This window comes from Nocardioides sp., assembly GCF_030150155.1.
In the GTDB taxonomy this organism is placed as follows: domain Bacteria; phylum Actinomycetota; class Actinomycetes; order Propionibacteriales; family Nocardioidaceae; genus Nocardioides.
Genome location: NZ_JASLGR010000006.1, coordinates 114,238 through 137,378, shown reverse-complemented (window position 1 = coordinate 137,378; position 23,141 = coordinate 114,238). Strand labels below are relative to the sequence as shown.

Genomic DNA, 23,141 nt, shown 5'->3' with positions numbered 1-23,141 from the left:
ACTGCTCACATCGTCACGACCTTGGCCAGCACGAACACAGCGACCAGGATGCCACCGGTCGCGATGCTGGCACGATCGCGGATCGCGAACAGGATCGGGTCCTCGTCCATCTCACCGCGGTGGGCCAGCAGCCAGACCCGCATCAGCCAGGCCAGCAGCACCGGCACGCTGCACCACAGCAGCTCGGGGGTGGCGTAGAGCACCGACGTCTTCGGGTCGTCGACGTAGAGCGAGAAGATCACCACCGCCGCGACGCTGGAGGCGACCCCGTACGACGACAACAGCTCCAGGTCGGCGGGCCGGTAGCCGCGGCCGCGGGCGTTGATCCCCGCAGGGCCCGCGGTCCGCCGCAGCCGGGCCAGCTCACTGACCCGCTTGATCAGGGCCAGGCTGAGGAAGAAGAACATCGAGAAGGTCAGCAGCCACATCGACAGCTCGACGTCGATCGCCGCCGCACCGGCGACGATCCGGCTGGTGTAGAGCATCCCGAGCGCCACCACGTCCACCACCGGCTGCTGCTTGAGCCAGAAGGTGTAGGCCACGGTCAGCACCAGATAGGCCGCCAGCGCGGCGCAGTAGAGCCCGGGCAGGAAGAGTGCCGCGATCGCGAAGCCGACCACGGCCAGGGTGGGCCACAGCAGCCAGCCGGCCATCAACGGCAGCCGACCCGAAGCGAACGCCCGGGAGCGCTTGCGCGGGTGGTGCCGGTCGTGGGCGACGTCGGCGAGGTCGTTGAGCACGTAGACGCTGGAGGCGACCAGGCAGAAGGTCAGCAGTGCCAGCAGGGTGTCCCCGACCGCCTCGGCATCGCCGAGCCGCTGCGCCGTCAGCAGCGGCACCAGGATGAGGGCGTTCTTCACCCACTGATAGGGCCGCAGTACGCCGATGGCATCACGCAGCGACCGACCGTGGCGGCCGAAGACGCGGCCGACCTCGGTGACACCGCGGGCCTGCCCCTCCACGCCGCTGCGCGGACCGACCAGGTGCCCGACGGCCGCTGCCCGCCAGACCGGGAGGTCGTCGGCGTGGTCGCCGACGTAGTCGAACCCGTGCTCGCCGAAGCGCTCCACCAGGGCCGCTGCCTTGGCGGGCCCCTTGAGGTTGACCCCGTCGCCGGTGGCCAGCACCTCGTCGAAGAGGCCCAGGTGAGCGGCGACCGCCTCGGCCTGGCGGGCGTCGCTGGCCGTGGCCAGGATCAGGCGCCGGCCTGTGGCACGCTCCGCGGTGAGCCAGGCCACCACGTCCTCGCGGTAGGGCAGCACCGCGACGTCGAGGTCGACCCGGGAGGCGAGCTCACGCTTGAGGGTCGCCTTGCCGGCGCGCAGCCATCCCGGAAGCCGGAGGGCTCCCAGGGGATGGTGTGCGATGTAGTCCGAGGCGCTCTCGACCAGGAGGTCGCTGGCGATCAGCGTCCCGTCGAGGTCGACCACGAGGGGTCGAGCGAGCTCGCTCAGCGCGTGCCGTAGGCGATCGAAGTGCTGCCCGCGACGCTACCGGCCTGGCCGGGGCCGGGCTTGCTGTCGACGGTGTGGTTGACCAGACCGACGACGGTCACAGCAGCGACAGCGCCGCCGACGACGATGCTGGCGATGGTCCCCATGAACCCAAAACTAAGCACGATGGCTCTCCCTCCACTCGAACCCCCAGCCTAGCAGGACCCAGGCCGAACGTGACCATCTTCACATGCGGGCCGCAGCGGTCCGGGCCGCGGCGGCGAGGAGGGCTGCGGCCGAGGCGACCACCACCGCCAGGTACGCCACCCAGGCCGCTCCCTGCGCCACCCGGGTCGCCGTCGCGACCTCGGTGCGGGTGATGGTCCCGTCGAGCCTGACCACCCGCACCAGCGGGTCGTCCAGGACCACGGTGCCGGCCACCTCCGGGGCCGTGCCGGCGTCCAGCTCCTGCACCACCCAGCCGATCCCCAGACCGCGCAGCCCCTCAGCACGCGCCGCCGGGGTGGCAGCGGCCAGCACCCGACCCGCGTCGGCGGCACGGGGGTCCTCACCGGCCACCAGCGTCTGGCCGACCAGCAGGTCACCGTTGATCACCGCGTCGGTGCGCAGCATCCGCGGGAGCGGGTCGAGCACCGGGCGCCCGCCGTTCCAGGCCGGCGCCCGGTAGGCGCTCCACGGCAGCACCAGGGCGCTGCCGTGACCGGGCTCGACCACGGCACGCACCTGCGACCAGGCACCCGGCAGCCGAGCCGTGTCGAGCTCACCGCTCAGACCGGCCGCCGCATCGGGCAGCAGCGCCACCGGTCCCAGCACCCCGACCGCGGCCAGGGCGAGGGCGGCGACCCGTTCGCGGGGCAGGGCGACCAGGCGCTCCACGCCGGCAGCGACCAGGGCCGCGGTAAGCGGCACCGCCAGCCCCAGGGAGCGGGTGCCGTCGCGCAGCAGCCCGAGACCCGGGACGTGCTCGCCGATCCGGCCCAGCGGCCCCGGAGCGAGCCAGCTGACCCAGGCCACCGCCATCGCGATCAGCCAGAGCACCAGCAGTGTTCGGCCCTGTCCCCCGGCGGACGAGGCGGGGGTCGCGGGGGTGCGCCAGCGTCGCCATCCCGCCACCGCCAGCGCCACCAGCGCGATCAGTCCGATCCAGGCCGCGATGCCCTCGCGGGAGCCGGGCACCACGCCGGTGTTCCAGATCCCGCCCAGCGTCAGCACCGCCAGCGGGGTCGGCAGGGCATCGGCCGAGGGCGCGAAGGCACTCCAGCCGCCCGCCCCGGTCGAGGCGGCGGCGTGGGCCAGACCGGCGACGATCCACGGGGCGTTGACCGCCGCCACCAGCACCGCCAGCACGGCGATGCTGCGACGTCGTACGCCGCCCACGCAGGCACTCACGCCGAGGGCGAGGGCGGAGACCACCCCGGCGTTCGCACTCAGACTCCCCGCGATCAGCACCAGCGGCAGCCAGGCCGCGACCGCTCCCCCGGCCGCGATGCGCCGTCCGGCCAGCAGGAGCCACGGCAGGGCGGCGTACCCGGCCAGGACCGGCCAGTGGCCGATGGCGAGCCGCTCGACGACGAACGGGTTCCAGATCGCGACACTGGCTGCGCTCAGCCGGGCGACCTGGGCGCCGCCGACCAGCACCGCCATCCCGACCCCGGCTCCGGCCAGCGAGCCGAGCAGGACGAGCTTCTGCAGCACCATCCCGCCGACGACCTGGTCCAGCACGGCGACGACGGCGTCCGAGGGCACCGCGCGGGGCAGCGCGCTGCCCAGCCCGAGCACGTCGGCGCGCCCCAGGTCCAGGTGCGGCACGAAGACCATGTCACGCAGCAGCACGAAACCGGGACCGAGCGCCGGTCCGAGCATCACCACGGCGAGGGTCAGGCTCCACACGACGGACGGCAACACGACGCGGGAGCGGGATGCTCGGGCGCTCACACGAGGCACTCTAGACTCAGCGGTTGTGACCCTCCGTGCTCAGCCATCGTCGCGACTCCGCAGATTGATCGAGACCGGTGGCGTGATCGCGGTCGCGGTGATGGTGATGAACGTCGGCACCTACGGGTTCCAGCTCGTGGCGGCCCGCCTCGTCGGCCTCGACCAGTACGGCTCGATCGCCCGACTGCTCGCCATCCAGCTCGTCCTCTCGGTGCTCCAGCTGGGGCTCCAGGCCACGGCGGCCCGCCGGATCGCTGCGAACCCCGACCACCTGCCCGAGGTGGAGCACAACATCCTCGCCCTGGGCTGGCGCGCCTCGTGGGCGCTGACCCTGGTGATGCTGGCGGCCTCGCCGATCCTGGTGAGCGCCCAGCACCTCAACAGCATCTACCCGGCCCTGCTGGTCGCGATCGGCGCACTGCCGATGAACGTGATGGGTGCCCAGGCGGGCATCCTCCAGGGCGAGCGCCGCTGGGCCGAGTTGAGCCTGGTCTACCTCGCGGCCGGGGTGCCACGCCTGGTGCTCGGCGTGATCGCCCTCGCGATCCGTCCGACCGAGGGTGCCGCGCTGGCGGCGGTGGCCGTCGGCTGGGTGATCCCGTGCGTCGTCGGCTGGTACGTGCTGCGCCGCGGCCGCAACAGCCGTCCGGCCCGCACCGACCGTCCGCAGCTGCGCGAGATCGGCACCGAGGTCGCGCACGGCGCCCTGGCGCTGCTGGCCTTCTTCGCGCTGTCCAACATCGACATCGTGATGTCGAGCCACATCCTCGGCAAGCACGGCTCGGGCTTGTACGCCGGTGGCCTGATCCTCACCAAGGCCGTGCTGTTCATGCCCCAGTTCGTCTCGATCGTGGCGTTCCCGGCGATGTCGACGACCGCCCGTCGGCGTACGGTGCTGCTGCGCTCGCTGATGCTGGTCGGCCTGGTCGGCGTGATCTGCGTGGCCGGAGCCCTGCTCCTGACCGACGTGGCGATGATCTTCGTCGGCGGCGAGAAGAAATACGGCGCGATCCACCCCGACCTGTGGCAGTTCGCCGTCCTGGGCACCCTGCTCGCGGCCCTGCAGCTGCTGATCTACTCCGTGCTGGCCCGGCAGAGCCGTCGCGCGACCCTGCTGCTGTGGGTCGCGGTGCTCGTGGTGGCCGTGGTCGGCTGGTGGCACGTCACCAGCCTGACCGGCCTGCTCGCCCTGATGATCGTGACCGACGCCGTCCTGGTCGCGGTCCTGGTCGGGCTGAGCCTGTGGACGATGCGCGAGGACGACCAGGCGACGGAGGCGGCCGCGGCCCCGGTGGCCTGAGCGGCCGCCCGCCGGGGCGCAGCCCCGCTCAGTGCGCGGCGTCGTGCCAGCTGCGGCCGGTGCCGACGCTGACGTCGAGCGGGACACGGAGTGCCGCGGCGGCACCCATCTCGCGACGGACCAGCTCCTCGAGCACCTCGCGCTCGCCGGTGGCGACCTCGAGCACGAGCTCGTCGTGCACCTGGAGCAGGAGCCGTGAGCGCAGCCCGGCGGCGTCCATCGCTGCCTGGGTGTTGAGCATCGCGACCTTGATCAGGTCGGCGGCCGAGCCCTGGATCGGAGCGTTGAGCGCCATCCGCTCGGCTGCCTCACGGCGCTGCCGGTTGTCGCTGGTCAGGTCGGGCAGGTAGCGACGACGACCCATGATGGTCTCGGTGTAGCCGGTCTTGCGGGCCTCGTCCTTGACCCCCTCGAGGTAGTCGCGGATGCCACCGAAGGTGAGGAAGTAGTCGTTCATCAACTCCGTAGCCTCACCGGGGGTGATCTTGAGCTGCTGAGACAGGCCGAACGCCGAGAGCCCGTAGGCCAGGCCGTAGTTCATCGCCTTGATCTTGGCGCGCTGCTCGGTGCTGACCGGGACGTCCTCGGGCACACCGAAGACCCGGCGGGCGGTGATGGTGTGGAAGTCAGCCGCCGAGCGGAACGCCTCGATCAGGTGCTCGTCGCCGGACAGGTGCGCCATGATCCGCATCTCGATCTGGCTGTAGTCGGCCGTCAGCAGCGACTCGTAGCCCTCACCGACGACGAAGCCGGCACGGATCCGACGCCCCTCCTCGGTGCGCACCGGGATGTTCTGCAGGTTCGGCTCGGTGCTCGAGAGGCGGCCTGTGGCGGCGATGGTCTGGTTGAACGTGGTGTGGATCCGGCCGTCGGCCTGGACGGTCTTGAGCAGCCCCTCGATGGTCGTGCGCAGCTTGCCCGCCTCACGGTGGCGCAGCAGGTGCAGCATGAACGGATGCTCGGTGGTCTCGTACAGCCACTGCAGCGCGTCGGCGTCCGTCGTGTAGCCGGTCTTGGTCTTCTTCGTCTTCGGCATGTCGAGGTCGTCGAAGAGCACCACCTGGAGCTGCTTGGGCGAGCCCAGGTTGATCTCCTTGCCGATCACGTCGTAGGCCGCCTGGGCGGCCGCCCTGACCTCACCGGCGAAGAAGGACTCCAGCTCGTCGAGGTAGGCCTGGTCGACGGCGATGCCGGTGCGCTCCATCCGCGCCAGCAGCCCGATCAGGGGCTGCTCCAGCTCGTGCAGCAGGCGGGTGCCGCCGGCACGCTCCAGCTCCTCGCCGAGGACGACAGCCAGGTCGAGCACCGCCCGCGCATGCAGCATCGCCGACTGCGCCGCCTCGCTGACCGGGCTGCCGGGGGTCTCGAAGAGGGCTTCCTGCTCCTCGACCACGTCGGCACGCAGCTCGCGCTTGAGGTAGCGCATGGTGAGGTCGGCCAGGTCGTAGGAACGCTGATCGGGGGCCACCAGATAGGCAGCAAGGGCGGTGTCGGTGGCCAGCCCGGCCAGCGTCCACTCCCCCTGCCCCCACAACGCCAGCTCGGGACCCTTGGCGTCATGGATCACCTTCGGCTTGGTGGCGTCACCCAGCCAGGCGCCGAGCGCGGCAGCGTCGTCAGGGGTGAGCGTCTCGGTGCCGACGTACGCCGCTGTGGCGGCGGTGACCAGGGCGATCCCGTCGACGTGGCCGGTGCCCGAGCCCCAGCCGCCGCGCACGTGCAGGGCGACCTGCTCGGTGCCCAGCCCGGCCAGGAAGTCGGCGACCTCGCCGGCGGCCAGGGTGCGGCCGTCGAGGGTGAAGCCGGCGCTGGTCTCCTCGACCGGCTCGTCGGCACCGCCGACGACGTCGAGGATCCGGGTGCGCAGCTCGCCGCGGAACTCCATCTCGTCGAGGAACTCCAGGGCCGCCTGCCGGTCCCACTCGGTGCGGGCCAGGTCGGCGGGGGCCTTGTCCAGCGGCAGGTCGCGGATGAGGGCGTTGAGGTGTCGGTTGCGGAGCACGTCACCGAGGTGGGCGCGCAGCGACTCCCCGGCCTTGCCGGTGATCTTGTCGACGTTGGTGATCACGTTGTCCAGGCCGTCCCAGGTGGCGATCCACTTGGCGGCGGTCTTGGGTCCGACGCCGGGCACGCCCGGCAAGTTGTCGCTGTCCTCGCCGACCAGGGCGGCGATCTCGGGGTAACGGTGCGGCGGAACGCCGTACTTCTGCTCCACGGCGGCCGGTGTCATCCGGGCCAGGTCGGAGACCCCACGCATCGGGTAGAGCACGGTGGAGTGCTCGGTGACCAGTTGGAGGCTGTCGCGGTCACCGGTGAGGATCAGCACCTCCATGCCGGCCTCGACTCCCTGGGTGGTGAGCGTGGCGATGATGTCGTCGGCCTCGAACCCCTCCTTGGTCAGGTAGGTGATGTTCCAGGTGTCGAGCATCTGCTGGATCAGGGGCAGCTGCGACTTGAACTCGTCGGGGGTCTTGTTCCGCTTGGCCTTGTACTCGGAGTACTCCGCCAGCCGGAAGGTCTGCCGGGACAGGTCGAAGGCGACCGCGACGTGCGTCGGCTGCTCGTCGCGCAGCACGTTGGTCAGCATGGAGGTGAAGCCGTAGACAGCGTTCGTGTGCTGTCCGGCGGCGGTCGCGAAGTTGTCCACCGGCAGCGCGAAGAACGCCCGGTAGGCCAGCGAATGGCCGTCCAACAGCAGGAGTCGGGGTCGGGTCTGGGTCACCTGGTCAGCCACCCCGAAAGCCTATCGTTCGCCACCGACAGCAGAATGGGGGTCATGAGTCAGACTCCGACGAACCCCCAGTCCATCGAGACCTACATGGACTCCATGCCGCACGGCATGGGTGGCCTCAACGTCAAGATGGGCGTCACGATCCTCGAGGCCAGCGCCGACCGCGTGGTCGGCACGATGCCGGTCGAGGGCAACACCCAGCCGATGGGGCTGCTGCACGGCGGCGCGTCGGCGGCCCTGGCCGAGACCCTCGGCTCGGTCGGCTCCCACATGCACGCCATGACGATGGGCAAGGCCGCCGTCGGCGTCGACCTCAACGCCACCCACCACCGCGGTGCCACCACCGGTCTGGTGACCGGCACGGCCACGGCGATCCACCTGGGGCGCACCACGGCGGCCTACGAGATCGTGATCACCAACGAGGCCGGCAAGCGGGTCTGCACCGCGCGGATCACCTGCGCCCTGATCCCCGCCCCGACGGAATGATCGGTCCCGGCGCGCTCAGCTGTGGGACTGGGCGCGCCGTACGCGCCGCGCCGCCAGCACCCGCTGCGGGTGGTAGCCCGGCCCGCGCCGGCTGGTCGGCAGCTGCTCGGTGAGCCGGTCGCGCATCACCTGGGTGGAGCCGATCCGCAGCACCGCCGAGGCACCGAGGCCGAGCCGGGCCAGGTAGCGGTTCGCGTCGCGGGAGCCGTGACCCGCACCGGTGGTGATGTGCGTGATGCCGTTCTCCTCGGCCCAGGTCACCGCGGCGTCCATCAGCGCCCGCCCGACGCCCTTGCGGCGGAACTTGCCGCCGACGTACGGCGCCAGCACCAGCAGGCTCGGGGTCGCGTTCAACGGCGTGAGGGTGCCGATCCGGAGGAAGACCCCACCGGCGATCTCGCCGTCGTACTCGGCGATCACGATGCGCTGCTCGGTGGAGGCCGCAGCGCTCTTGATCAGGTTCTCGACGTCGGCGGTCTGGTCGGCCAGATCGGCACGGCGCAGCAGGTCGATCCACAGCACGGTGAGGAAGGGGGCGTCCTCGACCGTGGCCTCACGGAGGGTCACCATCGATCGTGACACACGCGCGTTCATCGAAAAGCCTCCCAGCTTTAGGCGAGTGACCCCGACGGGGGCGTGTCCTCTACCGGGGCGAGAGTTTATGCGTTCGCCAGGTCTGACAGAAGTCCACGCGGTGAACCGGGGACCTTCGACCCGGGTCTTGTGACTCAGGTCTCTCGTCCCGGCTGCCTCACTCGGCAGCGGGAGCGATCCCGGGGCCGTGCTCGATCACGCCGTCGGCGACCTGGCGCATCGACAGCCGCAGGTCCATCGCGGTCTTCTGGATCCAGCGGAACGACTCCGGCTCGGAGAGCTGGAGCTGGGCCTGCAGAATGCCCTTGGCCCGGTCGACGGCCTTGCGGGTCTCCAGGCGCTCGGTCAGCCCCGCCACCTCCGCCTCGAGCTGAGCGAGCTCGTTGAACCGGCTCATCGCCAGCTCGATCGCCGGGACCAGGTCCGAGGCGGTGAACGGCTTGACCAGGTACGCCATCGCGCCGGCGTCCCGAGCCCGCTCGACCAGCTCGCGCTGGGAGAAGGCGGTCAGCATCACGACCGGGGCGATCCGCTGACGCGCGATCACCTCGGCGGCGGCGATCCCGTCCAGGACCGGCATCTTCACGTCCAGGATGACCAGGTCGGGTCGGTGCTCGGTGGCCAGCTCGATCGCGGCCTGTCCGTCACCGGCCTGCCCGACGACGTCGTAGCCCTCCTCGCCCAGCATCTCGGCCAGGTCCATCCGGATCAGGACCTCGTCCTCGGCGATGACAACAGTGCGAGGCGGCTTCGTGGAGGTCACCGCACCAGCCTAGTACGCCGAGCACCCGCACCCCTGAGTAGTGGGGTGTGATTCAGATCCGGTAGGTTGAGCCGTCCCTGCCGGGTTGATGGAATGGCAGACATGGCGGTCTCAAACACCGCTGCCGAAAGGCGTGTGGGTTCGACTCCCACACCCGGCACCACAGACAAGAGCGGAGGCCCGAGGGCCTCCGCTCTTGTGGTTTCGTCGATGTGAAGAACTAGTCCTTCTTGTAGGCGACCGTCACCTCGTTGATCGCGTCGCCCATGCGGTGGATCCGCAGGGCGTTGGTCGACCCGGGGATGCCCGGAGGCGCACCGGCGATGATGACCACCAGGTCACCCTCCTCGACGCGGCCGATCTGGAGCAGGGCCTCGTCGACCTGGCGGACCATCAGGTCGGTGTGCTTGACCTCGTCGACCTTGAACGTCTCCACGCCCCACACCAGCGCGAGCTGGGAGCGGACGAGGGCGTGCGGGGTGAAGGCCAGGATCGGGATCGGGCCACGCAGCCGGGACAGGCGCTTGGCCGAGTCACCGGTGGTGGTGAAGGCGACCAGGTACTTCGCGCCGACGCGCTCGGCGACCTCCTCGGCCGCCTTGGCGATGACACCACCGCGGGTGTGCGGGTCCCACTCGATCTCATTGAGGCGACCGATGGTGCCGTGCTCGAAGGCGTGGCCCTCGGTGGCGGTGATGATCCGGGCCATCGTCTCGACGGTGTGGACCGGGTAGTCGCCCACCGAGGTCTCGGCCGAGAGCATCACGGCGTCGGCACCGTCGAGGACGGCGTTGGCGACGTCGTTGGCCTCGGCGCGGGTCGGCGCCGGGTTGGAGATCATCGAGTCGAGCATCTGGGTGGCCACGATCACCGGCTTGGCGTTGATCCGGGCCTTCTGGATGATCGTCTTCTGCAGGAAGGGGACCTCCTCCAGGGGGCACTCCACGCCGAGGTCGCCGCGGGCGACCATGAAGGCGTCGAACGCATCGATCACCTCGTCGAGGTTCTCGATGGCCTGCGGCTTCTCGATCTTCGCGATGACGGGGACCATCCGGCCCTCCTCCCGCATGATCGCCCGGACGTCCTCGGCGTCCTGGGCGTCTCGGACGAAGGAGAGCGCGATGTAGTCGACGCCGAGCGCCAGCGCGAAGCGCAGGTCGGCGATGTCCTTCTCCGACAGCGCCGGCACGGAGACCGCGACGCCGGGGAGGTTGATCCCCTTGTGGTTGCTGACCGGTCCCCCGACCAGCACCTCGACGTGGACGTCGGTGCCGTCGGTCACGCCGGTGACCCGCAGCCGCAGCTTGCCGTCGTCGACCAGCAGCAGGTCGCCGACCCTCACGTCACCGGGCAGGCCCTTGTAGGTCGTGCCGCAGATCTTGTCGTCGCCCTCGACCTCGCGGGTGGTGATCACCCACTCCTGGCCGCGGCGCAACTGCCACTTGGATCCGTCCGGAGTCTCCTTGAAGGTCTCCAGACGGATCTTGGGGCCCTGCAGGTCCGCGAGGATGCCGACGCCCTTGCCGCTGGCGTCGGCAGCCTCACGTACCAGCCGGTACCGCTCGGCATGCTCGGGATGCGCCCCATGACTCATGTTGAGTCGGGCGATGTCCATGCCGGCGTACACCAGCTCCTTGATCCGCCGCTCGGAGTCCGTCGCAGGACCGAGGGTGCACACGATTTTTGCCCGTCTCACGTGTCCAACCCTAGCGGATATGATCGATCAAACGACCAGTGGGCGGTCCGTCGGCTTGATCGGGGCGGGCAGCGTCGTGGAACCGGTCAGGAACGTGTCCACCGCGGCTGCGGCGGCCCGGCCCTCAGCGATCGCCCAGACGATCAGGGACTGTCCACGACCCGCGTCACCGGCGACGAAGACGCCAGGCACGGTGGTCGCGAAGGCACCATCGCGCACGACATTGCCACGACCGTCGAGCTCGACACCGAGCTGCTCGATCAGACCGGGCTTCTCCGGGCCGAGGAAGCCCATCGCGAAGAGCACCAGGTCGGCGAGGATCTCGCGCTCGGAGCCCTCGATCTCGACCAGCTTGCCGTCGACGAACTCGACCTCGATCAGCTTCAGGGCCCGGACGTTACCCTCAGCGTCGCCCAGGAACTCCTTGGTGGAGACCGAGTAGACCCGCTCGCCACCCTCCTCGTGAGCCGAGGAGACGCGGTAGATCATCGGGTACGTCGGCCAGGGCTGCCCCGCGGGACGGTGCGCGGCCTTGCCGTCGGAGTCCGCAGGACGCGGCATGATCTCGAGCTGGGTGACCGAGGCGGCACCCTGGCGCAGCGAGGTGCCGAGGCAGTCGGCACCGGTGTCACCGCCACCGATCACGACGACGTGCTTGCCCGCCGCCGTGATCTGCTCGGCGCCGTCGACCTGCTCGCGACCGAGCGCAGCCCGGTTGGCCTGGGGCAGGAACTCCATCGCCTGGTGCACGCCCTTGAGCTCGCGGCCGGGGGCCTTGAGGTCGCGGGGCTCGCACGCACCGATGGCGAGCACGACAGCGTCGTACCGCGAGCGCAGGTCGTCGCCGGTGAGCTTCTCCCCCACCGCGACACCGGTCCGGAAGACGGTGCCCTCGCGTCGCATCTGGTCGAGGCGACGGTCGAGGTGCTTCTTCTCCATCTTGAACTCGGGGATGCCGTAGCGCATCAGGCCGCCGACCTCGTCGGCCCGCTCGTAGACGGCCACGGTGTGACCGGCACGGGTGAGCTGCTGCGCGGTCGCCAGCCCGGCAGGACCGGAGCCGATCACGGCGACGGTCTTGCCCGAGAGCCACTCCGGCGCCTGCGGACGGACCAGGCCGGTGTCCCAGGCCTTGTCGATGATGGAGACCTCGATGTTCTTGATCGACACCGGGTCCTGGTTGATCCCCAGGACGCAGGCGGTCTCACACGGGGCCGGGCAGAGCCGGCCGGTGAACTCGGGGAAGTTGTTGGTGGCGTGGAGCCGCTCGATCGCGCCCTCCCAGTCACCACGGTAGGTGAGGTCGTTCCACTCGGGGATGATGTTCCCCAGCGGGCAGCCGTTGTGGCAGAACGGGATGCCGCAGTCCATGCACCGGCTGGCCTGGTCGGTGATGATCGGCAGCAGGTTCTTGCCGATGCCGCCGCCGGCGTACACCTCGTTCCAGTCCCCCAGACGCTCCTCGACCGGACGACGGGTCGCGCCTTCGCGACCGTGCTTCAGAAATCCCTTGGGGTCAGCCATGCTGCAGCCCACCTTCCACGTCAACGCGTCGCTCAGCCATGGAGCACCTCCATGATCCGAGCTGCGGCCTCGTCCTCGTTGAGGCCCTCTTCGAAGGCCTCCTCCTGAGCTTCGATGACCCTCTTGTAGTCACTCGGCATGATCAGGGTGAAGCGCGACACTGCGTTCTCCCAATCAGCCAGCAGTTCTGCGGCGACCTCGGAGTCGGTCTCGGCCAGGTGGCGCTCGACGATCTCCCGGAGCTCGTCGGCACGCTTGCCTGTCACCGGACCGGTCTCGACCAGCTCACCGTTGAGCCGGATCTCCTTGAAGTCGAGCACGAAGGCGTAGCCACCGGACATACCAGCCGCGAAGTTGCGGCCGGTCTTGCCCAGCACCACGACCCGTCCACCGGTCATGTACTCGCAGCCGTGGTCACCCACGCCCTCCGTGACGACCGTGGCACCGGAGTTACGCACACAGCAGCGCTCACCGACACCGCCGCGGACGAAGATCTCGCCCGAGGTGGCGCCGTAGGCCATCGTGTTGCCGGCGATGATGTGCTCGCTCGCCTTGAACGTCGCGGCCCGGTCGGGGCGGATCACGATCCGGCCACCGGACAGGCCCTTGCCGACGTAGTCGTTGCCGTCGCCCTCCAGGCGCAGCGTCAGACCCGACGGGATGAAGGCACCGAAGGACTGGCCGGCGGCACCGGTGAAGGTGACGTCGATCGTGTCGGCGGGCAGGCCCGCGCCCCGGTACCTCTTGGTGATCTCGTTGCCGGTGATCGTGCCGACGGTCCGGTTGATGTTGCGGATCGGCAGCGCGACCTTGACCGGGGTGCCGGTCTCGATCGCGTCGGCGACGGCCGGGAGCAGCTGGGTGAGGTCGAGCGACTTCTCCAGGGCGTGGTCCTGGGCCTTCGTGTGGCGCAGGTCCTGGTCGGCGAACTGCTCCTGCGGGACGACCTTGTGGAAGATCGGCGTCAGGTCGAGACCCGAGGCCTTCCAGTGGTCGATCGCGTCACGGGTGTCGAGCACGTCGACCTGGCCGATGGCCTCGTCGAGCGTCCGGAAACCGAGTGCGGCGAGGTGCTCGCGCACCTCCTCGGCGAGGTAGAGGAAGAAGTTCTCCACGTACTCGGCCTTGCCGCTGTAGCGCTCACGCAGGACCGGGTTCTGCGTGGCCACACCCACCGGGCAGGTGTCGAGGTGGCACACCCGCATCAGGATGCAGCCCGAGACCACCAGCGGAGCGGTGGCGAAGCCGTACTCCTCGGCACCGAGCAGCGCCGCGATGACGACGTCGCGACCGGTCTTGAGCTGGCCGTCGGCCTGGACCACGATCCGGTCGCGCAGACCGTTGAGCAGCAGGGTCTGCTGGGCCTCGGCGAGGCCGAGCTCCCAGGGACCGCCGGCGTGCTTGAGGCTGGTCAGCGGGGAGGCGCCGGTGCCGCCGTCGTGACCGGAGATCAGCACCACGTCGGCGTGGGCCTTGGAGACACCCGCCGCGACCGTGCCGACGCCCATCTCGGCGACGAGCTTGACGTGCACCCGCGCCTCGCGGTTGGCGTTCTTCAGGTCGTGGATCAGCTGGGCCAGATCCTCGATCGAGTAGATGTCGTGGTGCGGGGGCGGGCTGATCAGGCCGACGCCGGGCGTCGAGTGCCGGGTCTTGGCCACCCACGGGTAGACCTTGTGACCGGGCAGCTGGCCACCCTCGCCCGGCTTGGCGCCCTGCGCCATCTTGATCTGGATGTCGTCAGCGTTGGACAGGTATTCACTCGTCACACCGAAGCGCCCCGACGCGACCTGCTTGATCGCCGAGCGACGCTCCGGGTCGTAGAGCCGCTCGGGATCCTCGCCGCCCTCACCGGTGTTGGACTTGGCGCCCAGCCGGTTCATCGCGATCGCGAGGGTTTCGTGCGCCTCCTGGGAGATGGAGCCGTACGACATCGCGCCGGTGGAGAACCGCTTCACGATCGCCTCGACCGGCTCGACCTCGTCGATCGAGATCGGCGCGCGACCCGTGGCGGCAGCGTCCTTGAACTTGAACAGGCCACGCAGGGTCATCAGGCGCTCGGCCTGGTCGTCGACACGCTGGGTGTACTGCTTGAAGATGTCGTAGCGACCCTGGCGGGTGGCGTGCTGGAGACGGAAGACCGTCTCGGGATCGAACAGGTGCGGCTCGCCCTCGCGGCGCCACTGGTACTCGCCACCGATCTCCAGGGTGCGGTGCGCCGGGGCGACGCCGTCGCGCGGGTACGCCTTGGCGTGGCGCAGCGCCACCTCCTGCGCGATCACGTCCAGGCCGATGCCACCGAGCTTCGACGTCGTACCGGTGAAGTACTGGTCGACCACCTCAGCGGACAGGCCGACGCACTCGAAGATCTGCGCACCGGTGTAGGAGGCCAACGTGGAGACGCCCATCTTGGACATCACCTTGAGCACGCCCTTGCCCAGCCCCTTGATCAGGTTCTTGACCGCGACCTCGGGGGCGACCTTGACGAAGTTGCCCTCGCGGGCGAGGTCCTCGACGGACTCCATCGCCAGGTAGGGGTTGACCGCGGCAGCACCGAAGCCGACCAGCAGCGCGACGTGGTGCACCTCGCGGACGTCACCGGCCTCGATCAGCAGACCGACCTGGGTGCGGGACTTCTCCCGGACCAGGTGGTGGTGGACGGCGGCGGTGAGCAGCAGCGACGGGATCGGCGCCAGCTCCGCGGTGGAGTGACGGTCCGAGAGCACGACGATCCGGGCACCTGCCTCGATCGCCTCGCTGACCTCACGGCAGATCTCCTCGATCCGCGCGGCCATCGCCTCGCCGCCACCCTCGACCTCGTAGAGGCCGCGGGAGACGTGGGTGATGAAGCCGGCGTAGTTGCCCTCGCGGTTGAGGTGGCGGATCTTGACCAGGTCGTCGTTGGAGATCACCGGGAACGGCAGCACGATCTGGCGGCACGAGGCCGGGCCGGGCTCGAGCAGGTTCGACTCCGGGCCGATCGAGCCGGCCAGCGAGGTGACCAGCTCCTCACGGATGGCGTCCAGCGGCGGGTTGGTGACCTGCGCGAAGAGCTGGGCGAAGTAGTCGAAGATCAGGCGCGGCTTGCTCGACAACGCCGCGATCGGCGAGTCGGTGCCCATCGACCCCAGTGCCTCGGCGCTGGTGTTGGCCATCGGAGTGAGCAGGACACGCAGCTCCTCCTCGGTGTAGCCGAAGATCTGCTGGCGACGCGTCACCGAGGCGTGCGAGTGCACGACGTGCTCACGCTCGGGGATCTGGTCGAGCTTGATCAGACCGGCATGCAGCCACTCGTCGTAGGGGTGCTCGGAGGCGAGCTTGTCCTTGATCTCGTCGTCTTCGATGATGCGGTGCTGCTCGGTGTCGATGAGGAACATCTTGCCGGGCTGCATCCGGCCCTTGCGGACGATCTTGGCGGGGTCGATGTCGTCGAGGACACCGGCTTCCGAGGCGTAGATAACCAGACCGTCGTCGGTGACCCAGAAGCGGCCCGGGCGCAGACCGTTGCGGTCCAGCACGGCGCCGACCTGGGTGCCGTCGGTGAAGACGACGTTGGCCGGGCCGTCCCAGGGCTCCATCAGGGTGGAGTGGAACTCGTAGAACGAGCGGCGCTTGGCGTCCATCTCGGCGTGGTTCTCCCACGCCTTGGGATCATCATCAGCACCGCGTGCGGCAGGCTGCGCCCGCCCAGGTGGAGTAGCTCCAGGACCTCGTCGAAGCTGGCGGAGTCCGACGCACCCGGCGTGCAGATCGGGAAGATCCGGTCCAGGTCGCCGCCGATGACGTCGGAGGCCAGCAGGGCCTCACGGGCGCGCATCCAGTTCCGGTTGCCCATCACGGTGTTGATCTCACCGTTGTGCGCGATGTAGCGGAACGGGTGGCTCAGCGGCCAGCTCGGGAAGGTGTTGGTGGAGAAGCGCGAGTGCACCACCGCGATGGCCGAGGCCATCCGCTCGTCGCGCAGGTCGGGGAAGACCTCGGCGAGCTGGGCGGTGGTGAGCATGCCCTTGTAGACCATCGTGCGGCTGGACAGCGACGGGAAGTACGCCTCGGTCTCGTGCTCGACACGGCGGCGCAGGCAGTAGGCCAGGCGCTCCAGGGCGAGACCGGTCTGGCGGGCACCGGCGGCGGCGACGAAGAGCTGCTCGAAGGACGGCATCACCGCGACGGCGGTCTGGCCCAGGGTGCTCGGGTCGACCGGCACCTCGCGCCAGCCCAGGACGTCGAGGCCCTCGTCGGCGGCGATCGCCTCGATCGCGGCCTTGGCGGCCTTGACCTGGTCGGCGTCGCCGGGGATGAACGCCGTGCCGACGGCGTACGCACCGGCGGCGGGAAGCTCGAAGCCGGCCACGGCCCGCAGGAACGCGTCCGGCACCTGCAGCAGGATGCCGGCGCCGTCGCCGGAGTTGACCTCCGCACCAGCGGCGCCGCGGTGCTCGAGGTTCTCCAAGGCGGTGATGCCCTGGGAGACGATCTGGTGGGTCGGGACTCCGGTCAGGCTGGCCACGAAGGCGACGCCGCAGGCGTCGCGCTCATCGCGGGGGTCGTACAGACCCTGGGCCGCCGGGAACGAGTGCTGATAGGGCACAGGAATGGTCTCCTGTCGAGGTGTCGTCCGGTGAAGCATTTTGCAAGGGACGGCATTGGCCCAGGCGCAAGTCGTTACGTTACCACCGTGTGAACGGGCTCCGCATCCCGGTACACGCTCGGGTTCCGCCCCGGGTGCCGACGCTGGCTCCACATGAAGAAGATCAGGGCGGCGACGAAGAGAACGATGGACGTCCAGACGTTGAACCGCAGGCCCAGGACGTGGTTCAGCTCGACGGTGTCGATCCGCAGCATCTCGATCCAGCCGCGACCGGCGGTGTAGAACATCACGTACAGCGCCATCACCCGGCCGAAGCCGAGCCGGAAGCGTCGCTCCAACCACAGCAGCAGCGCGAAGGCGGCCAGGTTCCACACGCACTCGTAGAGGAACGTCGGCTGGAACGTGGCCACGTTCTCGTAGCCCGGCACCCGGTGGGCCGGGTCGATCTCCAGGCCCCAGGGCAGGTCGGTGGGCTTGCCGTAGAGCTCCTGGTTGAACCAGTTGCCCCACCGGCCGATCGCCTGGGCGACCAGCAGGGTCGGCGCGATCACGTCGGCCAGCGCACCGAAGTCGATGTTGCGCTTGCGGGCACCCAGCCAGGCACCCAGCGCTCCCCCGGCGACGCCGCCCCAGATCCCCAGGCCGCCGTGCCAGACGTAGAAGACGTTCCAGAAGCTCCGCCCGGCCCCGAAGTAGAGGTCGTGGTCGGTGGCGACGTGGTACAGCCGGGCACCGATGATGCCGAACGGCACCGCCCACAGCGCCACGTCGGAGATCTCGCCGGACTTGCCGCCTCGGGCGACCCAGCGCCGCTCGCTCAGCCAGACCGCCACCACGATGCCGAGGACGATGCACAGGGCGTAGCCCCGGATGGGCAGTGCGCCGATGTGCCAGACGCCCTCGCCGGGGCTGGGGATGCTGAGCGGCAGGATCATGACTCGCTGGGGGCCTTTCCGTGCAGGATCGCGGTGAAGTCGGCGGCGAACTTCGACGACGAGGTGTCCATGTCCCACATCACGGTCGAGGTGTGGTCAGGTCCCAGCGCCGAGATCGTGGTGCCGTGAGCGCTCAGATCGTAGCCCCCTCCGGGCAGCGGCTCACCGGCATCGACCGAGACCGCCAGCGACTTGCCCACCGCGACGATGTCGGCGAGCTTGCCGGTCAGGCCGATGAAGCCCGAGCCGTAGCGGTCCAGGTACTTGCGCAGCACCGGACCGGTGTCGCGGGCCGGGTCGCTGGTCACGAAGATCAGGTCGACCTTGGCCCGGTCGGCCTCGCTGAGCCGGGTCAGGGCCACCGAGAGGTTGTTCATCACCAGCGGGCAGTAGTCGTCACAGTGCGTGTAGCCGAAGAAGACCAGGGTCAGCGGCTTGGTCGCGTCGGTGAGGCTGTAGGGCTTGCCGTCGGTGTCGGTCAGCGCGACCTTCGAGACCGTGTACGGCGCATGCGTGGTGCCCGAGAAGGCCTGGGTGCTCGACCCGCCGCCGCAGGCGCTCAGCACGAAGGTGAGCACCGCGGCGATCGCGACCGCCAGGGTGCGACGACGCTCAGCGACGAACACCGGCAGCCAGCTCCTCGGTCAACGCCGACAGCGCCTTCAGTCCGGCGGCGGGGTCGCCGGCGTTCTCCAGCAGGGTCCTGACGAACGCGCTGCCCACGATCACCGCCTCCGCTCCGGCGGCCGCGACCTGGGTGGCCTGGGCCGCGGTGGAGACCCCGACGCCGACACCGACCGGGAGCCCGGCCGGGGCGAGTGCGTGGGTGCGGGCCACCAGGGGGCCGACCACGTCGGTGGTGGCAGCCTTGCCGCCGGTCACGCCCATCACGCCGGTGGCGTAGACGAAGCCCCGGCAGGCCGCCGTGGTCATCGCGATCCGCTCGTCGGTGCTCGACGGCGCGACCAGGAAGATCTTGTCCAGATCGTGCTCGTCGGCCGCGGCGATCCAGTGCTCGGCGTAGTCCGGGGTGATGTCGGGGGTGATCAGACCCGAGCCACCGGCAGCGGCCAGGTCGCGGGCGAACGCCTCGACGCCGTACTTCTCGACGGGGTTCCAGTACGTCATGACCACGGTTGGGACACCGGTGGCCGCGACCGCCTCGACGGTGCGCAGCACGTCGCGGGTCCGCACTCCCCCGTCGAGTGCCTGCTGGGCGGCGGCCTGGATGGTCGGGCCGTCCATCACCGGGTCGCTGTAGGGCAGGCCGACCTCGATCACGTCGCAGCCGGCCGCGACCATCGCAGTCAGCGCCTCGATGCCGCCGTCGACGTCGGGGAACCCGGCCGGCAGGTAACCGATCAGAGCGGCACGGCCGTCGGCCTTGGCCTGGACGAATGCGGTCGAGGTGCTCACTGGGCGTCCTTCGTGTCCTGCGGGGCGTTCTGGTCGAGGTGGAAGTACTCCATCGCGGTGCCCATGTCCTTGTCGCCACGACCCGAGAGGCTGACCAGGATGGTCGAGCCCTCCGGCAGCGTCGGCGCGATCCGGAGCGCACCGGCGACGGCGTGCGCCGACTCGATCGCGGGAATGATCCCCTCGGTGCGGGCCAGCAGCGCGAAGGCGTCCATCGCCTCGGTGTCGGTCACGGGCTGGTAGGTCACCCGGCCCGACTTGGCCAGCCAGGAGTGCTGCGGGCCGACGCCCGGGTAGTCGAGGCCGGCGCTGATCGAGTGCGACTCGATCGTCTGGCCGTCGGCGTCCTGGAGCACGTAGGTGCGTGCGCCGTGCAGCACGCCCTCGTCATGCGCAGTGATGGTGGAGGCGTGCCGACCGGTCTCGAAGCCGTCGCCGCCGGCCTCGAAGCCGTAGATCGCCACGCTCGGGTCCTCCAGGAACGCGGTGAACAGGCCGATCGCGTTCGAGCCGCCCCCGACGCAGGCAGCGATCGCGTCGGGCAGGGCGCCGTACTGCGCCAGCACCTGCTCCCGGGCCTCGTCACCGATCCCCCGGGTCAGGTCGCGCACCAGGGTCGGGAACGGGTGCGGGCCGGCCGCGGTGCCGAACAGGTAGGCCGTGGTCTCCACGTTGGCGACCCAGTCCCGGAACGCCTCGTTGATCGCGTCCTTGAGGGTCGCCGAGCCGGTGTCGACCGGGATCACCTCGGCGCCCAGGAGACGCATCCGGGCGACGTTGAGGGCCTGGCGCTCGGTGTCGACCTTGCCCATGTAGACGGTGCACTCCAGGCCGAAGTAGGCCGCGGCGGTCGCGGTGGCGACGCCGTGCTGGCCCGCGCCGGTCTCGGCGATGACGCGCTTCTTGCCCATCCGCTTGGTGAGCAGGGCCTGGCCCAGCACGTTGCGGATCTTGTGCGCGCCGGTGTGGTTGAGGTCCTCGCGCTTGAGCAGGATCCGGCGCCCGCCGGTCTGTGCGCTGAGCCGCTTGGCCTCGTACAGCGGGCTGGGCAGGTTCGCGTAGTCGCGCAGGATCGCGTTGAACTCCTCGACGAAGGCCGGGTCGGCCTTCGCCTCGGTCCAGGCGACGTCGATCTCGTCGAGCGCCTTCATCAGGGCCTCGGGCATGTACTTGCCGCCGAAGCCCTCGACCGGGCCGCCGAAGAAGCCGCGCTCGTCGGCGTCGTAGCTGGTCGTCTCGTGCAGGTGCGTGGTCATCGGGTCAGTCCTTCGTCGTGGCACTCAGGCCGGTCATGGCACGCACCGCGGCCTCGGGGTCGCCGTCCTTGACCAGGGCCTCGCCGACCAGCACCGCGCGGGCACCCTCGTCGGCGAAGCGCTGCACGTCGGCGGGCGAGAAGATGCCGGACTCGGCCACCTTCACCCGGTCGTCGGGGATGAGGGGGGCGAGCCGGCCGAAGACCGACTGGTCCACCTCGAGGGTCTTGAGGTTGCGGGCGTTGACCCCGATCAGCTCGGCCCCGAGCGCGACGGCACGTTCGGTCTCGGCCTCGTCGTGGACCTCGATCAGCGGGGTGAGGCCGAGCTCGACGGCGTACTCGTAGAGCGAGCGCAGCGCGGTGTCGTCCAGGCTGACCACCATCAGCAGGGCCAGATCGGCGCCGTGCGCCCGGGCCTCCAGGAGCTGGTAGGGCTCCACGATGAAGTCCTTGCGCAGGATCGGTACGTCGACGGCGGCACGGACCGCGTCGAGGTCGTCCAGACTGCCACCGAAACGGTGCCGCTCGGTCAGCACGCTGATCGCGCCGGCCCCACCGCGGGCGTACGCCGCGGCCAGCACGGCCGGGTCGGGGATCTCGGCCAGGGCGCCCTTGGAGGGGCTCTTGCGCTTGACCTCGGAGATCACGCTGGACCCGGCGGAACGGAAGTGCGGCATCGGATCGCGGGCCGGTTCGATCTCGCTCAGCCTGGCCCTCAGGTCGGCTTCGGAGGTGGTGGCCTGACGCTCGGCCAGGTCGGCGCGGACCCCGGCGAGGATCTCGTCGAGTACGGTCCCAGACATAGGGGCAAGTCTGTCATGCCGCACGCACGGCCTCGCTCAGGGTGCCAGCCAGGAGCCGGCGGGCAGGTTGCGCGCCACACTGAACACCACGACGACGGCGGCGATCGCCAGCCACACCGCCTGCCGGGTCCGCGGCTCCAGGCGCGGGAACGGCGCGTCACGCCAGGCACAGACCACCCAGATCAGCAGGGCGACCACTGCCACCGGGATGCCCACGGTGACCAGCAGGTTGCTCGACAGTGCTGCCCCGACGTGGCCGTCGCTCAGGTCGTTGACGGCCCGCAGGCCGCCGCACCCGGGACAGGAGAGCCCCGTCAGGGCGTTGAACGGACAGAGCCCCCAGCTGCCCCCGCGATGCGGGTCACGCAGATGAAGGGCTCCGGTCGCGGCCGCGAGGGCCGCGATGGTGAGGGTCGGCGCACGCAGACGCTCTACGCGCGCCGACGCCATCAGTGACTCTCGGTGTGGTAGCCCATCTTGCCGAGGACGACGAAGGCGACGCCCGCGACCAGCACCAGCGCGACGCCGATCCAGAAGACGACGTAGTTGATCGGCGACAGCATCAGCCCGACGCTGCCGACCACGAAGCCGAGGAGACCGAGCGCGACGGCGGTCCAGGCGGCGGGGGTATTTCCGTGATTGTCAGCCATGCCCGCGATCCTAGTGGTTGTCCTCGCCGGGGGCGCCGCCGGTCTGGTCAGTGGCGGGAGGGGCAGCGGGATCGGCTGTCGGATCCCTCCCCTCGTCCATCGCCTTCCACCAGTCCAGCGGGGTCTCCGGCTCGGCCGCGGCGGCGGTGACGGGGGCGTCGTAGCGGCGGCCCATCTCCGGCCACGACGGGGTCGCACGCAGGGCATAGAGGCCGGCCAGGACCGCCACGACTGCGCCCACCAGCGCGATCCAGCCCCAGCTGCCGTGGGTCAGCGCAGGCGGGCCGTCGGAGGTGTAGGAGAACCAGCTCGCCTCGGTGTCGGGGGTCGTGGTCAGCCCGACCACGGCGAACGCCGTCGCCGCGGCTGCCGCCACGGTCGCGAGCACGGCCAGGAGACGGCGTACCCAGCCACGGGTGACCAGCAGGACACCCCACGCTGCCATCGCGACCAGGGCCAGGGCGGTGACGTCGGGACGCTCGCCGACCACGCCGCCGGTGGCGTCGGTCAGCTTCGTGGAGCCGGCGTGCACCCAGGGCTTGTGCCCGGCGATGGCCGCGGCTCCGGCCCCGATCAGACCGAGGCCGACGGTGGGCCAGAACGAGCGCCGGCTCACGCCGGACCGGTCCCCAGCAGGTCGACGTCGAAGCAGGTCCGCTCACCGGTGTGGCAGGCAGCGCCCTCCTGGTCGACCTTGAGCAGCAGGGTGTCGCCGTCGCAGTCGAGGCGGACCTCCTTGATCCACTGCTTGTGCCCTGAGGTGTCGCCCTTGGCCCAATACTCCTGGCGGCTACGCGACCAGTAGGTGGCGCGGCCGGTGGCCAGGGTCATCGCCAGGGCGGTGTCGTTCATCCAGCCCATCATCAGAACCTCGCCGGTGTCATGCTGCTGCGCGATCGCAGGCACCAGCCCGTCGACCGTCCGCTTCAGGCGGGCGGCGATCTGGGGATCCAACACAGGGGTCGACACAGGCTCGGACACGTCTCCCAGTATGACGGTTGTGCCATC

Annotated in this window: 19 protein-coding genes, 1 tRNA gene and 1 pseudogene; 3 read left to right on the top strand and 18 right to left on the bottom strand. The window is 70.2% G+C overall.

The genetic code is table 11. The annotated features are described in order from the left end of the window. Nucleotides 1–5 precede the first annotated feature (5 nt). The 3 genes from Q1V88_RS01435 to Q1V88_RS01425 all read right to left on the bottom strand — a co-directional run bounded on the left by Q1V88_RS01435 (nucleotide 6) and on the right by Q1V88_RS01425 (nucleotide 3,389). Complete coding sequence (locus Q1V88_RS01435) at nucleotides 6–1,454, bottom strand: UbiA family prenyltransferase (protein ID WP_300676986.1); 1,449 nt, start codon at nucleotides 1,452–1,454, stop codon at nucleotides 6–8. Further along, nucleotides 1,451–1,600 (bottom strand): hypothetical protein, encoded by a 150-nt coding sequence (locus Q1V88_RS01430; RefSeq protein WP_300676911.1) that lies wholly within the window; start codon nucleotides 1,598–1,600, stop codon nucleotides 1,451–1,453. Before Q1V88_RS01430 ends, Q1V88_RS01435 begins: the two co-directional genes overlap by 4 nt. A gap of 79 nt (nucleotides 1,601–1,679) precedes the next feature. Next, nucleotides 1,680–3,389: a hypothetical protein gene (locus Q1V88_RS01425; RefSeq protein WP_300676908.1), complete on the bottom strand. Its 1,710-nt coding sequence runs from the start codon at nucleotides 3,387–3,389 to the stop codon at nucleotides 1,680–1,682. Nucleotides 3,390–3,453: 64 nt separating this feature from the next. Here Q1V88_RS01425 and Q1V88_RS01420 point away from each other — a divergent pair, with 64 nt between their 5' ends. Then, the gene (locus Q1V88_RS01420) at nucleotides 3,454–4,689 is read left to right on the top strand and encodes an oligosaccharide flippase family protein (RefSeq protein ID WP_300676905.1); all 1,236 of its coding nucleotides are present in this window, start codon (nucleotides 3,454–3,456) and stop codon (nucleotides 4,687–4,689) included. 28 nt (nucleotides 4,690–4,717) lie between these two features. Here Q1V88_RS01420 and polA read toward each other — a convergent pair whose 3' ends face one another. Further along, nucleotides 4,718–7,423, bottom strand: a complete 2,706-nt coding sequence (gene polA, locus Q1V88_RS01415) for a DNA polymerase I (protein WP_300676902.1) — start codon at nucleotides 7,421–7,423, stop codon at nucleotides 4,718–4,720. Nucleotides 7,424–7,465: 42 nt separating this feature from the next. Between polA and Q1V88_RS01410 the strand changes: the two genes are divergently transcribed. Beyond that, the gene (locus Q1V88_RS01410) at nucleotides 7,466–7,906 is read left to right on the top strand and encodes a hotdog fold thioesterase (protein ID WP_300676899.1); all 441 of its coding nucleotides are present in this window, start codon (nucleotides 7,466–7,468) and stop codon (nucleotides 7,904–7,906) included. 15 nt (nucleotides 7,907–7,921) lie between these two features. Here Q1V88_RS01410 and Q1V88_RS01405 read toward each other — a convergent pair whose 3' ends face one another. Together Q1V88_RS01405 and Q1V88_RS01400 are read right to left on the bottom strand one after the other, a co-directional pair. Continuing rightward, on the bottom strand, nucleotides 7,922–8,500 hold the full coding sequence (locus Q1V88_RS01405) for a GNAT family N-acetyltransferase (RefSeq protein ID WP_300676896.1): 579 nt from the start codon (nucleotides 8,498–8,500) through the stop codon (nucleotides 7,922–7,924). 157 nt (nucleotides 8,501–8,657) lie between these two features. Beyond that, entirely contained in the window at nucleotides 8,658–9,263 is a 606-nt protein-coding gene (locus Q1V88_RS01400; protein WP_300676894.1) for a response regulator, read from the bottom strand. A 79-nt stretch (nucleotides 9,264–9,342) separates the two neighbouring features. Between Q1V88_RS01400 and Q1V88_RS01395 the strand changes: the two genes are divergently transcribed. Continuing rightward, nucleotides 9,343–9,426 (top strand) — tRNA-Leu (locus Q1V88_RS01395). A 57-nt stretch (nucleotides 9,427–9,483) separates the two neighbouring features. On the opposite strand, the gene pyk is transcribed toward Q1V88_RS01395, so the two are convergent. The 12 genes and pseudogenes from pyk to hisI all read right to left on the bottom strand — a co-directional run bounded on the left by pyk (nucleotide 9,484) and on the right by hisI (nucleotide 23,114). After that, nucleotides 9,484–10,959, bottom strand: a complete 1,476-nt coding sequence (gene pyk / locus Q1V88_RS01390; RefSeq protein ID WP_300676889.1) for a pyruvate kinase — start codon at nucleotides 10,957–10,959, stop codon at nucleotides 9,484–9,486. Nucleotides 10,960–10,986: 27 nt separating this feature from the next. Then, nucleotides 10,987–12,483: a glutamate synthase subunit beta gene (locus Q1V88_RS01385; RefSeq protein ID WP_300676886.1), complete on the bottom strand. Its 1,497-nt coding sequence runs from the start codon at nucleotides 12,481–12,483 to the stop codon at nucleotides 10,987–10,989. Between the two features lie 32 nt (nucleotides 12,484–12,515). Further along, nucleotides 12,516–17,071 (bottom strand): annotated as a pseudogene (gene gltB, locus Q1V88_RS01380) (glutamate synthase large subunit). Nucleotides 17,072–17,145: 74 nt separating this feature from the next. Next, entirely contained in the window at nucleotides 17,146–18,006 is an 861-nt protein-coding gene (lgt, locus tag Q1V88_RS01375) for a prolipoprotein diacylglyceryl transferase (RefSeq protein ID WP_300676884.1), read from the bottom strand. Further along, complete coding sequence (locus Q1V88_RS01370; RefSeq protein ID WP_300676882.1) at nucleotides 18,003–18,632, bottom strand: SCO family protein; 630 nt, start codon at nucleotides 18,630–18,632, stop codon at nucleotides 18,003–18,005. Before Q1V88_RS01370 ends, lgt begins: the two co-directional genes overlap by 4 nt. Next, nucleotides 18,619–19,422, bottom strand: a complete 804-nt coding sequence (gene trpA / locus Q1V88_RS01365) for a tryptophan synthase subunit alpha (protein WP_300676879.1) — start codon at nucleotides 19,420–19,422, stop codon at nucleotides 18,619–18,621. Before trpA ends, Q1V88_RS01370 begins: the two co-directional genes overlap by 14 nt. Beyond that, nucleotides 19,419–20,678 carry a tryptophan synthase subunit beta gene (gene trpB / locus Q1V88_RS01360; RefSeq protein ID WP_300676877.1) on the bottom strand — a complete coding sequence of 420 codons (1,260 nt, stop codon included), beginning with the start codon at nucleotides 20,676–20,678 and terminating at the stop codon, nucleotides 19,419–19,421. The genes trpA and trpB overlap by 4 nt, the downstream gene beginning before the upstream one ends. Nucleotides 20,679–20,682: 4 nt before the next feature. Further along, the gene (gene trpC, locus Q1V88_RS01355; protein ID WP_300676875.1) at nucleotides 20,683–21,483 is read right to left on the bottom strand and encodes an indole-3-glycerol phosphate synthase TrpC; all 801 of its coding nucleotides are present in this window, start codon (nucleotides 21,481–21,483) and stop codon (nucleotides 20,683–20,685) included. 36 nt (nucleotides 21,484–21,519) lie between these two features. Next, nucleotides 21,520–21,933 carry a DUF2752 domain-containing protein gene (locus Q1V88_RS01350; protein ID WP_300676872.1) on the bottom strand — a complete coding sequence of 138 codons (414 nt, stop codon included), beginning with the start codon at nucleotides 21,931–21,933 and terminating at the stop codon, nucleotides 21,520–21,522. After that, the gene (locus tag Q1V88_RS01345; protein ID WP_300676870.1) at nucleotides 21,933–22,133 is read right to left on the bottom strand and encodes an HGxxPAAW family protein; all 201 of its coding nucleotides are present in this window, start codon (nucleotides 22,131–22,133) and stop codon (nucleotides 21,933–21,935) included. Before Q1V88_RS01345 ends, Q1V88_RS01350 begins: the two co-directional genes overlap by 1 nt. Nucleotides 22,134–22,143: 10 nt before the next feature. Beyond that, nucleotides 22,144–22,749 carry a Trp biosynthesis-associated membrane protein gene (locus tag Q1V88_RS01340; protein ID WP_300676868.1) on the bottom strand — a complete coding sequence of 202 codons (606 nt, stop codon included), beginning with the start codon at nucleotides 22,747–22,749 and terminating at the stop codon, nucleotides 22,144–22,146. Next, a complete protein-coding gene (hisI, locus tag Q1V88_RS01335; RefSeq protein ID WP_300676866.1) occupies nucleotides 22,746–23,114 on the bottom strand; it encodes a phosphoribosyl-AMP cyclohydrolase in 369 nt (122 codons plus the stop codon). The genes Q1V88_RS01340 and hisI overlap by 4 nt, the downstream gene beginning before the upstream one ends. Between the last annotated feature and the right edge of the window lie 27 nt (nucleotides 23,115–23,141).

What these genes read in the sequence shown, in the direction of transcription:
- Q1V88_RS01430 (WP_300676911.1), bottom strand. Translation starts at nt 1,600, where the DNA reads ATGGGGACCATCGCCAGCATCGTCGTCGGCGGCGCTGTCGCTGCTGTG.
- Q1V88_RS01410 (WP_300676899.1), top strand. Translation starts at nt 7,466, where the DNA reads ATGAGTCAGACTCCGACGAACCCCCAGTCCATCGAGACCTACATGGAC.
- Q1V88_RS01405 (WP_300676896.1), bottom strand. Translation starts at nt 8,500, where the DNA reads ATGAACGCGCGTGTGTCACGATCGATGGTGACCCTCCGTGAGGCCACG.
- Q1V88_RS01385 (WP_300676886.1), bottom strand. Translation starts at nt 12,483, where the DNA reads ATGGCTGACCCCAAGGGATTTCTGAAGCACGGTCGCGAAGGCGCGACC.
- lgt (WP_300676884.1), bottom strand. Translation starts at nt 18,006, where the DNA reads ATGATCCTGCCGCTCAGCATCCCCAGCCCCGGCGAGGGCGTCTGGCAC.
- trpB (WP_300676877.1), bottom strand. Translation starts at nt 20,678, where the DNA reads ATGACCACGCACCTGCACGAGACGACCAGCTACGACGCCGACGAGCGC.
- trpC (WP_300676875.1), bottom strand. Translation starts at nt 21,483, where the DNA reads ATGTCTGGGACCGTACTCGACGAGATCCTCGCCGGGGTCCGCGCCGAC.
- Q1V88_RS01350 (WP_300676872.1), bottom strand. Translation starts at nt 21,933, where the DNA reads ATGGCGTCGGCGCGCGTAGAGCGTCTGCGTGCGCCGACCCTCACCATC.
- Q1V88_RS01345 (WP_300676870.1), bottom strand. Translation starts at nt 22,133, where the DNA reads ATGGCTGACAATCACGGAAATACCCCCGCCGCCTGGACCGCCGTCGCG.